This window comes from Microbacterium sp. NPDC090225 (genome assembly GCF_044772365.1).
In the GTDB taxonomy this organism is placed as follows: domain Bacteria; phylum Actinomycetota; class Actinomycetes; order Actinomycetales; family Microbacteriaceae; genus Microbacterium.
The window spans coordinates 791736-803878 of record NZ_JBIVYS010000001.1; the positions used below are offsets into that span (position 1 = coordinate 791736).

A 12143-nucleotide genomic window follows, 5' to 3' on the forward strand; every position below is an offset into this window, starting at 1 on the left:
AGACGCTCGGGAGAAGGAAAGGGGAAAGGCGACGCTGCCTGCGATCGACACTAGTGCCATGCGCCCGTCGAGCGCCATTCGAGCATGTCGAAAACCGGAGATCTTGCCGACGAAAAAGGACCATCCGGCACAACTTCTCCGAATGGCCCTTCTCGGCCCTCGAATCGCGATCAAGAACCGCGATTCTTAACAGCTTTTCACGCGCTGCGCAGTGTCTCCCGCAGCAGATGCATGAGCGCTCCGAGCTGCACCGGCTCGGCCGCCACGTCGTCGACGGCCTCGCCGTCGAGCGCGCGCGCAGCGAGTCCCTGCTTCTGGTCGATGAGCTCTGCGATCTTCGTGTCGATCGTGTGCGCGGCGATGATCCGCCACGCAGTGACCGGTTCGTCCTGACCGATGCGGTGCACACGGTCGATCGCCTGCGTCTGCTCGGCCGCCGTCCAGGACAGTTCGGCGAGCACGACGTTCGACGCCGCCTGCAGGTTGAGGCCGACGCCCGCGGCCGTGAGGGAGCAGACCGCGATGCCGACCTCGGGGTCGCCGTTGAAGTCATCGATCGCCTGCTGGCGGACCGTCGTCGTCTGGTCGCCACGGATCGAGACATAACGGATGCCCGCGGCGGCGAAGTGCGCCTCCGCCTGGTCCATCACGTCGATGTGCTTCGCGAAGAACACCACCTTGCCCACCGAGCGCTGCAGCTGCGCCGCGTAGTCGGCGGCGAGAGAAGCCTTGGCCTGGCCGATACGCCGGACCATCGTGAAGACGTTGTCTCCGCCGGTTCCCGCGGCCTTCGACTCCTCGAGCTCGTTCTGCGCGACGAGACGCACGATGTCGTCGTCGATCTCCCCGGCGGCCAGGCCGCGATCGCCTCGCGCCTCGATGATCCGACGGTAGCGGGCGGCGAGACGCTCCCCCAGCTCGCGCTCGGCCTGGCGGATGCTCCGCCCGAACTCGTCGTCGAGCTGCACGGGAAGATCGGCGATCAGCTTGTCGGGCAGATCGGCTGCGACGTCCTTCTTCTTGCGGCGGACGATCCCCATCGAGATGACGGCGTCGCGCGCCTCGGGGTAGAACGCCTTGTCCGCCGGAGTGAATCCGGTCGCGTCGAGCTTCTCCATGAGCTCCGGACCGGGCTTCTCCCCCGTGGTCCAGCCGAGGAACCGCCAGATCGCGTCGAAGTCCTCGACGTCGTTGATCAGCGGCGTACCGGTCAGGGCCAGCATGAGCGGCTTCCCGCCGGGCGTGCGCTCGCGCACACGAGAGGCCAACGACAGCACGTTCTGCGAGCGCTGCGACGACAGGTTCTTGATGAAGTGCGCCTCGTCGACGACCATGCCGCGCAGTCCGATCGACGACAGCCACGAGAGATGCCGATCGAGGATCTCGTAGTTGACGATGAAGATGTCGGCGAAGGCGTCGATGTCGTCGCCGTCGCCCTGGATCACGGTCGCGCGCCGCTGCGGCGTCCACCGCTCGACCTCGCGCGCCCAGTTCATCTTGACGACGTTCGGGACCACGACCAGGAGCGGGTAGGCGCCCGCGACCGAGGCGGCGAGAACCGACTGGGCGGTCTTGCCCAGGCCGGGCTCATCGGCCAGGAGGAAGCTGCGATGCCCGTCGCGCACCGCCTCGAGGAAGCGGGACTGATGCACCATCACCTCGAGACCCTTCGGCGAGATGTGGTCGTACTCGGGTGCCGGAGGCAGCTCCATGCTGGCGGCCGAGCCGCCCGCACCGGTCTCGAACGCCTTGTACAGCGGGCCCATCAGCTCCCAGCCGTCGAGGCGACGGCGCGGGGTGGTGGTCACGCGCGGCGTGAGATCGGGGGCGAGGAACGGGTTCGCGAGCTGGCGGGCCTCGACCGACGGCGGGGTCACCTGACGCTCGGCGATGGCCGCGGGAACGACGGAGATCTGAACCGGCGCGGCATCGGCGATGATCAACTCTTCCGGAGCGAGCTCCGCACCGGACTCGAGCAGCCAGTCGCGGCGCATGCGCTTGGCGACCGGCGAGGTCGCCTGGTCCGCTTCGAGCAGCTGGATGAGCGACGTGTCGCGCGCCGCCGTCTTGGCGAGGATCGTCGCGACGCCGTCGAGCCGCTTGAGCAGCTCGGCGCGTGCGGCATCACCGATGTCGGCATCCGCTTTGACCCTGGCGCGCTCTTCGCGCACCAGGAACGCGATCACCTGGAACTTGACGCGGTTGGTCGGTCCCAGCTTTCCGCGCTGGGACTTGGCCTCGATCTCGCGCACCTTGCGCGCGAGGATCGGGATGAGGGGCGCCTCGTCATCGCGACGAGACGACTTCTTGCGCCGTGCGGCGGCGGTTGCCGTGGTCGGCATGCTCCTCCTGAGCGTGAAGGCCGGAACGCCCCAGGGGCTCCGGCGCTCTGTTGTCCGCGTGTGGCGTGAGCCAGGACCGTGCGGGCAGTAGATCGATCATCTCGCCGATGCGCGCAGGACGCGGAAGATTCGACGATGACTGCGACCACTCTACGCCATACCGGGGCGCGTAGCCCCGCGGCGACGCGCGCAGCGGGCTCGATCAGGCCGTGTGCTCGCGCAGCACGCGCTCGGCATTGGTCACGTCGGCGGCGATCTGCTCCGTGAGCTTCTCGATCCCCTCGAAGGCGACCATGCCTCGCAGGCGCTCGGTGAACTCGACGGTGACATCGTGCCCGTAGAGGTCGAGCCCGGTCTCGCCGAGCACGTGCGCCTCGACCTGACGCTCCAGCACGTCGTCGAAGGTCGGGTTCGTGCCGACGGAGATCGCGGCGGGGTGACGGATGCCGGTGTCGTGATCGATCAACCACCCGGCGTACACGCCGTCGGCCGGGACGAACGCATCGACGATGGTCGACAGGTTCGCGGTCGGGAACCCCAACTCGCGTCCGCGCTTGAGGCCGTGGACGACGACGCCGCGCACATCGGGCGAGCGTCCGAGCACGCGCGCGGCGCTGGTGACATCACCCGCGATGAGGAGTTCGCGGATCCACGTCGACGACACGCGTCGTGCGGAACCGGGAAGGTACACGTCGTCGACGACCTCGACCGTGAACCCGTGGCTCGGCCCCATCTCGCGCAGCAGTTCGGGGGTGCCCGCTCCGTGGTGCCCGAAGCGGAAGTCCGCCCCCACCAGCACGGTCGAGACGCCGAGAGCCGCGACCAGGATTCCGGTGACGAAGTCCTCGGCGCTGAGCGAGGCCATCTCCTCGTCGAAGGTGAGCAGCAGGGTGGCGTCGAGACCGAGCTCGCCGAGGAGCTCGAGCTTGCGCTCCACCGTCACGACGTTCTCGGGGCAGCGGTCCGGTCGCAGGATCGCCAGCGGATTGCGATCGAAAGTGACCGCGACCGAACGTGCGCCGGTCTCGGCCGCTCGCTCCTCGAGCCGTCGGATCACGGCACGATGCCCGGCGTGCACGCCGTCGAACTTGCCGATCGCCACGATGCTCGGGCCGAATCCCTCCGGCACCTCGGCGAGATCGCGGAAGACGATCACGCCTCGACCTCGACGGCCGCCGGCGCGGCGCCCGGGCGATTGCTGCGCAGCCACCAGATACCGAAGACCGGGAGGACCAGCGGGACGAAGAGATACCCGCGTCCGAAGAGCGACCAGACCGTCTCGTGCTGGAACTGCTCGGGAATCAGGATGCTGAGCAGGCCGACCACGAGGACGCCGGTGAGCTCGAAGACGATCGCCACCCAGGCGACCGTGTACCAGCCCCGTCGCCGCGCGAGCACGAGCGCCAGCGTCGCCAGGATGTAGACGGCGGCCGCGAGGGCCGAGAGCGAGTACGACAGAGGCGCCTCGTCGAACCGTCGGAAGATCTGCACGAAACTCCGGCCGGTGGCCGCGAGCGCCATGACGGCGTAGACGATCACGAGGACGCGACCGATTCCGGTCATCCTGGTGGTGGGGGCGGTGGTGCTCATAGCGCATTCCATCCTAGATGCGCCAGAGGGCACCGACGTCCGTGTGCGGCTCCGGGTTACGCGATCTGCACGGTCCAGATGACGTGCATGCGCCAGACCATGATCGCGATCGCCAGTGCGGCGACCCCGAGGATGACGGTGCTCCACCGGCTGCGCTCCATCAGCGCCCAGAGAACGGCGCCGATCGGCAGGAGCACGGCCGAGACGAGGTAGACCCAGAACTCGAGGAGGTCACCCGTGGGCGGATTCCCCACGAGCGGCGCGACGATCGCAGTGATCACTTGCGCGACCAGCAGAGCCTCGACGAGGGCGACGGCGCCGACCGACCAGTCGCTCGGGCGCCGTCCGATGATTCCCGCCACGACGCAGAACCCGCCGGCGATGACCGCCACCACGACCTGGACGAGGGTGAACCACAGGATCATCGGGCACTCTCCGGCATGTTCATGGCGCTCTTGAGGTCGCTCCCGCGCTTCTCGACGATGCCGACGAGAGTCCCCTCGTCGTCGATCGCTGCTACCAGCGGAGCGTCGATCCGGCCGGCCTCACCGGAGAGCCGCTTGCCGTGGCGCAGGTCGCGTGCTTCCTCTGCCGAGACCGCCAGCACCGGGAGGATGAGCTCGGCGGCCTGCGCAGGAGTGAGGACCGGAGCCCCCTCGAGGGAGTCGATATCAACGGCATCCGCGACGTCGAACGACCCCACCCGGGTGCGCCGGAGTGCGGTGAGGTGCCCACCGACGCCCAGCGCGGCACCGAGGTCGCGGGCCAGCGACCGGATGTACGTGCCGGACGAGCAGTCGACGATCACATCGAGGTCCCGGATACCGTCGCCCGCCCGGTCGCCGACGACATCGAAACGCGTGACGACGACGTCACGCGGCGCGAGGACGACCTCCTCCCCCGCTCGGACGCGATCGTATGCGCGACGTCCGTCGACCTTGATCGCCGAGACCGCGCTGGGCACCTGCGAGATCTCTCCGGTGAGGGCGGCGATCCCTGCAGCGATGCGCGCATCCGAGACATCCGTCCAGGCAGCGGGATCCGCCTGCGCGGTGATCTCTCCGTCGGCGTCGTCGGTGCCCGTGGTCTGCCCGAGACGGATGGTCGCCTCGTAAGTCTTGCCGGCGCCCACGATGTACGTGAGGAGCCGTGTGGCGCCCTCGATGCCGATCACGAGCAGGCCGGTCGCCATCGGATCGAGCGTGCCGGCGTGCCCGACCTTGCGAGTGCCGAACGCGCGACGCGTGCGTGCGACGACGTCGTGGCTGGTCAGCCCTGCGGGCTTGTCGACGAGAAGGATGCCGGGCAGAACCATCCCTCCAGCCTACGGTGCCCGACCGCACGGGCGAACACGCGATCGAGGCTCGAATAGGCTTGTCGGATGCCGGAGACGCCCGAGGACCGCGACCAGGAGATCGCCACCCCGGTCATCGACTGGTACCGTTCCGCGGCCCGCGATCTCCCCTGGCGTCGACCGGAGTTCCACGAGCGCTTCGGCGCCTGGGGCGTGCTCGTGAGCGAGTTAATGCTGCAGCAGACCCCCGTCGCCCGCGTCATCCCTCGTCTCGATGCGTGGCTGGAGCGTTGGCCGTCGCCGGCGGACATGGCGAAGGCCTCCCCCGCCGAGGTCGTGCAGCAGTGGGCGAACCTCGGCTATCCGCGCCGCGCGCTCTGGCTCCACCGCGCCGCGACGGAGATCGTCCGGGAACACGACGGCACGGTCCCCCGCGATGTCCCCGCGTTGCTCGCCCTCACCGGGATCGGCGACTACACCGCCCGCGCTGTCGCCGTCTTCTCGTACGGCGACCGGCATCCGGTGGTCGACACCAACACGAGACGCGTCCTCGCGCGCGCCGTCGACGGCATCGCGCACCCCGGTCCTCCCTCCCGCCGCGACCTCGCTCTGATGGAGGCGCAGATGCCGGTCGACGACTCCGCCGCGGCGGTGTTCAACGCCGCCGTCATGGAGCTCGGCGCCACCGTGTGCACCGCGCGCACGCCGGTCTGCGAAGAGTGCCCGATCGCCGATCGGTGCGCATGGCTCGCCGCGGGAAGCCCCGCGACGGCGGACACGCGCCGCAAGCAGGCCGCCTACGAAGGATCGGATCGTCAGGCGCGCGGCGCGGTGCTGCGCGTGCTCAGGGAGATCGCCCCCGAAGGCATCGCCCTGGAGGATCTACTGCCGGACTGGCCGGACGCGTTGCAACGGGATCGTGCGATCGACTCGCTCGTCGCGGACGGGCTCGCCGAAGCCGGGAACGGTGAGATCGCGCTGCCGCGCTGACCCCTCACAGCAGCTGGTTCGTGCGGTGCGCCAGCACGGTGAGTTCGACCCGCGAGCGCACACCGAGCTTCGCGAATGCTCGTCCGATGTGCACCTCGACCGTGCGCACCGACACGACGAGCGCCTCCGAGATCTCCCGGTTGCTCGCCCCTGCCGCCGCCCGCATCGCGACCTCGAGCTCGCGTGCGGTGAGCTGCTGCGACCACGCTGCCCGACACGCGGCCAGTGGGTCGATAGCCGAAGTGGCGTCATCGGCGTCGAGAGCCGCGATCCGGCGCACGACCGATCGTGCCCAGGCGTGCGCTCCCGACAGCTCGAACAGACTGAGCGCCGTGCGCAGGTGCGCGCGAGCGAGGACCGCCTCGCCGCGGATCGCCGCGCGGGTGCCGAGCATCGCCTCGATCCGGGCGCGCGCGAACGGCGATCGCAGCGTGCGCGCCGCGCGCAGGACCTCATCGCGCTCGGAGTGCCAGCGCACATCGGGAGCGGTGGCGACACGCGTGCGGAGCGATCGAGCGAGACCGACCTCCGGCGGCTCGATGAGACGCACGGCCGGCTCCTCGTCACCACCCGGGCGGATCTCTTCGAGCCCGGGAACGGCGAAGGACGTCTGCGGCGCCCCGAGTTCGCGCCACAGCCGGATGAACCCGGCGGCTCCGTCGAAATCCCCTCCGAGGAAGGCATCGATGCCCTGATCGACGAGTAGATCGATCCGCTGCCCCGACGGCAGCGCGCAGGTCAACGCACGAGCGAGCGGTCCGAGCTCTCCGAGTACGGCGAGATCGAGTCTCCGCGCGAGGACCACACCGAGGCCGGCGAACGGCATGCTGACCGGGAGCGTCATCGACGCGGCGAGCAGATGCTCGCGCGCCTCGCCCAAGTCACCGCGCCAGACCAGGAGGAGCACGTGCGCGACTACCCGGTAGGCGTCGACGAGAGGGCTCCGCTCGAACCCCTCCACGAGCGGGTCCACCCCGGACGCGAGCGCCTCCTCGTGGGCGAGCAGGCGAAGTCCGACGTCGATCCGTCCGTCGAGCGCGGAGGTCAGCGCGCGCAGCAGTCCACCCGTGACCGGCCCCGTGCCCTCGGCATCATCCTCTTCAGACTCGCCCACGAGCAGCCACGCGAGGGCCACGGCGGGGTCTCGGAGCTTCGACTCGACGCCGACCCGGGCAGAGGCGTACCTCAGAATCTCCCGCCAGGCGCGCATTCCCCGTCGATCGCCGCGCTCCGCGCACAACGGCACGGCCAGAGCCGCTCCCCGAGCGATCGAGTACCAGTCCTCCGGTGCGTCCGAGGTCGGTCGCAGAGTCTCCAGCTCGATCACGGGCACCGAACCCTGCAGGTGGGCCTGCGCGATGAGCAGGCCGGCGAGACCCTGCAGACGATAGCGCTCCGTCCCGTGCGGGAAGAGGCTCCCCAGCCATGCCGCCGCTTCGAGAGCGTACCCGCCGCCGATCGCAGCGGCCCCGGCGACCACGCGGGCCTCGTCGAGATCTCGCCCCTCCGCATGCGCGGCGGCCTCGCGCGCGATCATCAGGGCGCCGTCCGCGTGCCCTGTCTCCGACAGTCCTCTTGCGATGCGCGTGAGCTCTCGCGCGGATCCGGGATCCATCTCCAGTGACGCACGCGCTCGGTGCCAGTCCGCCTCGGTCGTGCTTCCCCGTCGCGCGAACACCTCGTGCAGACGCGCGTGCACCTGGGCGGCCTCACCGGAGCCCATGCCGTCGGAGATCCAGATCGCGATTCGCCGATCGCGGAGGCGGATGCGGCCGGCGTGCAGATCGAGATGAGCGCCGATCGCCGATGCCGCGAGTTCCTCGGCCGCGCGTCCGTCGAAGACGAGGAGCGGCTCCAGCTCATCGGTCAACGTCACCGCGAGTGCGAAAAGGAGATCGCGATCTCGGGCCGAGAGATCGAGCTCTCCGAAGGCCTCGACGACAGCGGGAACCATCGGAAGAGGAGACGGTAGCGGCAGCAGCCCCTGGCGCTGCCCGCGCGTCAGGGCGGCAGCGACCTGGCGGATCGTCAGCGCGTCCTCGTGTAGATCGACGAGGAGACGCGCCAGCACGTGCGGCGCGCAGCCGAGCTGTTCGTCCGCCAGCTCGCCGAGCAACGGACCGGCCGTCGCCCACGCCTGACTCGTTCCTCCGGACACCACTGCGCCGTCGATGATGCACCCCCTCGCACCGGATGAGACGCTTCTCATCCGGTGCGACGGTAGCAACCAGAAACGCGACCGCAGCGGTCATCGACCGATATACCCAACGCGTCTCCGCGCGGGTGGAATCAGCGGTCGGAGTCGTCGTCCTCCGGGCGCACGTACGGGTCGGCGTCGCCGGCGTGAGAGGCGGAGGAAGCGAGCCTCGCCACCTCCGCGTCGCGCTCCTGCGCCTGACGCAGTAGCGCCGAGATGTGGTCGGCGTTCTCCGGGAGCGCATCGGGGATGAACTCCAGCGTGGGCACCAGACGGGTGCTGAGCTGTCGTCCGACCTCGCTGCGGAGCATCCCGGTGGCCGAGGTGAGCGCCGCACCGCTGGCGACGCGCTCCTCCTCGGTGCCGAGGACGGTGTAGAACACCGATGCGTGCTGGAGGTCACCGCTCACGCGCACGTCGGTGATCGTCACGAAACCGAGCCGCGGATCGCGCAGCCCCTTCTCGAGGCGCTCGGCGAGGATCACGCGGATCCGGTCGGCGAGGCGCGCCTGTCGTTCTCCAGCCATTTCTCTTCTCCTTGTCGTCGGTGATCATCACCGGCGGTCTCACGACGGGAATGCGGATGCCCCGCCCCGCTGACGGGTCGGGGCATCCGCTCTGTCGAGCCTACGTTCAGGAACGCGGCTTCTCGACGAGCTCGGTCGTCTCGATCTCGTCACCGATCTGGATGTCGTTGTACTTTCCGAGGCCGATACCGGCCTCGTAGTCCGTACGCACCTCGGTGACATCGTCCTTGAAGCGGCGCAGCGATTCGATCGCCAGACCGTCCGCGAGGACGACGCCGTCGCGGATGACACGGGCCTTGGCGTTTCGCGTGATCGTTCCCGACCGCACGATGACACCGGCGATGTTGCCGAACTTCGAGGAGCGGAACACCTCGCGGATCTCGGCGACACCCGACTGGACCTCTTCGTACTCCGGCTTGAGCATTCCCTTGAGGGAGTTCTCGATCTCGTCGATCGCGTTGTAGATGACCGAGTAGAACCGGATGTCCACGCCCTCACGGGAGGCACGCTCGCGCGCCTTCGTGTCGGGGCGGACATTGAAGCCCACGATGATCGCGTTGTCGATCGTCGCGAGGTTGACGTCGGACTCGGTGATCGCGCCCACGCCGCGGTGGATGATCCGCAGCTGCACGGAATCGTCGACCTCGATCTTGAGGAGCGATTCCTCGAGCGCCTCGACGGCACCCGAGACGTCACCCTTGATGATGAGGTTGAGCGACTCGACCTTGCCGTCTTCGAGAGCACGGGTGAAGTCCTCGAGCGAGATGCGCTTGCGGGCCTTGGCCAGCAGTGCGTTGCGCTCGACCGCTTCACGCTTCTCAGCGATCTGACGAGCCATGCGGTCCTCTTCGGTGACGATGAACACGTCACCGGCGCGGGGCACGGAGTTCAGACCCTGCACCTGCACCGGACGCGAGGGGTAGGCCTCGAGAACGGCGTCGCCGTTCTCATCGGCCATCGCACGCACTCGGCCGTATGCCGTACCCGCGACGATCGCATCGCCGACCCGAAGCGTTCCGGACTGGATGAGCACCGTGGCGACGGAGCCGCGGCCCTTGTCGAGCTTCGCCTCGATCGCGACACCGCGCGCGCCCTTGTTCGGGTTGGCGGTGAGGTCGAGACCGGCGTCGGCCGTGAGCAGCACGGCGTCCAGGAGCTCCTGGATGCCGGTACCCGCACGGGCGGACACGTCGACGAACATGACGTCGCCACCGAACTCCTCGGCGACCAGGCCGTACTCGGTCAGCTGCTGACGCACCTTCGAGGGGTTGGCGTCGGGCTTGTCGACTTTGTTCACCGCGACCACGATCGGCACGTTCGCCGCCTGGGCGTGGTTCAGCGCCTCGACCGTCTGCGGCATGATGCCGTCGTCGGCAGCGACCACGAGGATCGCGAGGTCGGTGACCTGCGCACCACGAGCACGCATGGCGGTGAACGCCTCGTGACCCGGGGTGTCGATGAACGTGATGGCGCGCTCGATGCCCTCGTGCTCGGTCCAGACCTGGTACGCACCGATGTGCTGGGTGATGCCACCGGCCTCACCCTCGATGACGTTGGTCTGACGGATCGCGTCGAGCAGGCGCGTCTTACCGTGGTCGACGTGACCCATGACGGTGACCACCGGAGGACGGATCTCGAGGTCGTCCTCGCTCTCCTCCTCGAGCTCCTGCTCGAGGTTGAGACCGAAGCCCTCGAGGAGCTCCTTGTCCTCGTCCTCGGGCGAGACCATCTGGATCTTGTAACCGAGCTCCTCGCCGAGGACCTCGAACGTCGCCTCGTCCAGGGACTCGGTGGCCGTGGCCATCTCACCCAGGTTGAAGAGGATCGTGACGAGGGTTCCGGGCTGAACCGTGTAACCGGTCAGCGTCTCGATCTTGTCGGCGAAGTCCGCGATCGACGCGCCGCGGCGCATGCGGATGACCTCCCCGTTTCCACGGGTGACGTTGACACCGCCGACGACCGGGGCGCTCCGCATCTCGAATTCTTGCCGCTTCGCCCGCCGCGACTTGCGCTGCTTGCTCTTGCCGCCGCCCTTACCGAACGCACCGGCGGTACCACCGCCGGGACCACGGCCACGACCGCCACCACCGCCGGGACGACCGGCGAAGCCGCCACCGGGACGTGCACCGGGACCGGCACCGGGTCCACCGGCACCGCCGGGACGACCGGGGCCCCCGGGACGCTGCTGGAACGGAGCGCCGGGACGACCGCCCTGGCCACCGCGAGGGGCACCGGGACGGGGCGAGCCGGGACGCGGCGCACCCGGACGCGGAGCGCCGGGACGCGGCGCCTGCGGACGCGGGATGTTGCCCGGTGTCGGACGCTGGCCCATGCCCTGCGCCGAGGCGAAGGGGTTGTTGCCCGGGCGCGGGCCGGTGGGACGCTGGCCCATACCCTGCGCCGACGAGAACGGGTTGTTGCCCGGGCGCGGAGCACCGGGCTTGGGCGCACCGCCGTCACCGGCGGGCGCGGCAGGTGCCGACGCCTCCGGTGCGGAGGCCGCGGGGGTCGGTGCTGCAGGCGCGGGCGCCTCGGCAGCGGGGGCTTCCGCCGCGGGCGTCTCGGCGACCGGGGCGGGAGCGGGCTTGGGTCCGGGCTTGGGCCCCGGGGTGGGTGCCGACTTGCCGGCAGGCTTGGCCGCTGCCGGCTTCGCGGCGGCGGGGCTCGCTGCCGGAGCAGCCTCGGCGGATGCCTTGAGCGAGGGGTCGGCATCGATCGCCGCGCGCAGCTTGCGCGCCACCGGCGGTTCGATGGTCGAGGAGGGACTCTTGACGAATTCGCCGAGTTCCTTCAGCTTTGCAAGTGCGACCTTGCTGTCGACGCCGAGTTCGGCGGCGATCTCGTGTACGCGTGGTTTACCAGCCACAATTCTCCTGTCTGGGGCAGTCTGCCCAGACAGGGCAGACCATTAGTCGCGGACGGGTCTCATTTCGAGCCGTTCACTTTGTTTCCATAGCCGTTCAGCCGTTTCTCGATGGTCTGCGTGTCCACAGGGGTGGACACACGGAGTGCTCGTCCGAAAGCGCGGCGCCGCAGTGCGGCCGCCATGCATTCCTGCGTCGGATGCATCCATGCGCCACGCCCCGGCAGGACGGCACGCTCATCGACGATGAGGATTCCGTTCTGGGACACCACCCTGAGGAGGGCGGCGCGGGGAGCACGCATGCGACAGCCGACGCACGTTCGTACGGGTTCCATCTTAC

General features: G+C 69.3%; 10 protein-coding genes. 1 reads left to right on the plus strand and 9 read right to left on the minus strand.

Going from position 1 to position 12143, the window contains the following annotated elements:
* Positions 1 to 197 precede the first annotated feature (197 nt).
* The 5 genes from ACIQTT_RS03950 to truB form a co-directional block, all read right to left on the minus strand.
* Positions 198 to 2342: a DEAD/DEAH box helicase gene (locus ACIQTT_RS03950; protein WP_402786282.1), complete on the minus strand. Its 2145-nt coding sequence runs from the start codon at positions 2340 to 2342 to the stop codon at positions 198 to 200.
* 202 nt (positions 2343 to 2544) lie between these two features.
* Positions 2545 to 3498, minus strand: a complete 954-nt coding sequence (locus ACIQTT_RS03955) for a bifunctional riboflavin kinase/FAD synthetase (RefSeq protein ID WP_402786285.1) — start codon at positions 3496 to 3498, stop codon at positions 2545 to 2547.
* A complete protein-coding gene (locus tag ACIQTT_RS03960) occupies positions 3495 to 3932 on the minus strand; it encodes a hypothetical protein (protein ID WP_402786288.1) in 438 nt (145 codons plus the stop codon). The genes ACIQTT_RS03955 and ACIQTT_RS03960 overlap by 4 nt, the downstream gene beginning before the upstream one ends.
* A 56-nt stretch (positions 3933 to 3988) precedes the next feature.
* Positions 3989 to 4357, minus strand: a complete 369-nt coding sequence (locus tag ACIQTT_RS03965; RefSeq protein WP_402786291.1) for a hypothetical protein — start codon at positions 4355 to 4357, stop codon at positions 3989 to 3991.
* Positions 4354 to 5247 (minus strand): tRNA pseudouridine(55) synthase TruB, encoded by an 894-nt coding sequence (gene truB / locus ACIQTT_RS03970; RefSeq protein WP_402786294.1) that lies wholly within the window; start codon positions 5245 to 5247, stop codon positions 4354 to 4356. The genes ACIQTT_RS03965 and truB overlap by 4 nt, the downstream gene beginning before the upstream one ends.
* Before the next feature lie 66 nt (positions 5248 to 5313).
* Between truB and ACIQTT_RS03975 the strand changes: the two genes are divergently transcribed.
* Positions 5314 to 6216 carry an A/G-specific adenine glycosylase gene (locus tag ACIQTT_RS03975; RefSeq protein WP_402786297.1) on the plus strand — a complete coding sequence of 301 codons (903 nt, stop codon included), beginning with the start codon at positions 5314 to 5316 and terminating at the stop codon, positions 6214 to 6216.
* Between the two features lie 4 nt (positions 6217 to 6220).
* Here ACIQTT_RS03975 and ACIQTT_RS03980 read toward each other — a convergent pair whose 3' ends face one another.
* The 4 genes from ACIQTT_RS03980 to ACIQTT_RS03995 form a co-directional block, all read right to left on the minus strand.
* Positions 6221 to 8374, minus strand: a complete 2154-nt coding sequence (locus tag ACIQTT_RS03980) for a LuxR C-terminal-related transcriptional regulator (RefSeq protein ID WP_402786300.1) — start codon at positions 8372 to 8374, stop codon at positions 6221 to 6223.
* Between the two features lie 131 nt (positions 8375 to 8505).
* Positions 8506 to 8940 carry a 30S ribosome-binding factor RbfA gene (gene rbfA / locus ACIQTT_RS03985; RefSeq protein ID WP_402786303.1) on the minus strand — a complete coding sequence of 145 codons (435 nt, stop codon included), beginning with the start codon at positions 8938 to 8940 and terminating at the stop codon, positions 8506 to 8508.
* Between the two features lie 106 nt (positions 8941 to 9046).
* Positions 9047 to 11806: a translation initiation factor IF-2 gene (gene infB / locus ACIQTT_RS03990; RefSeq protein WP_402786306.1), complete on the minus strand. Its 2760-nt coding sequence runs from the start codon at positions 11804 to 11806 to the stop codon at positions 9047 to 9049.
* Between the two features lie 59 nt (positions 11807 to 11865).
* On the minus strand, positions 11866 to 12138 hold the full coding sequence (locus ACIQTT_RS03995) for a YlxR family protein (RefSeq protein WP_402786309.1): 273 nt from the start codon (positions 12136 to 12138) through the stop codon (positions 11866 to 11868).
* Between the last annotated feature and the right edge of the window lie 5 nt (positions 12139 to 12143).

Coding starts and splice junctions, on each gene's coding strand:
- ACIQTT_RS03950 (WP_402786282.1), bottom strand. CDS start 2,342: ATGCCGACCACGGCAACCGCCGCCGCACGGCGCAAGAAGTCGTCTCGT.
- ACIQTT_RS03960 (WP_402786288.1), bottom strand. CDS start 3,932: ATGAGCACCACCGCCCCCACCACCAGGATGACCGGAATCGGTCGCGTC.
- ACIQTT_RS03965 (WP_402786291.1), bottom strand. CDS start 4,357: ATGATCCTGTGGTTCACCCTCGTCCAGGTCGTGGTGGCGGTCATCGCC.
- truB (WP_402786294.1), bottom strand. CDS start 5,247: ATGGTTCTGCCCGGCATCCTTCTCGTCGACAAGCCCGCAGGGCTGACC.
- ACIQTT_RS03975 (WP_402786297.1), top strand. CDS start 5,314: ATGCCGGAGACGCCCGAGGACCGCGACCAGGAGATCGCCACCCCGGTC.
- rbfA (WP_402786303.1), bottom strand. CDS start 8,940: ATGGCTGGAGAACGACAGGCGCGCCTCGCCGACCGGATCCGCGTGATC.
- ACIQTT_RS03995 (WP_402786309.1), bottom strand. CDS start 12,138: ATGGAACCCGTACGAACGTGCGTCGGCTGTCGCATGCGTGCTCCCCGC.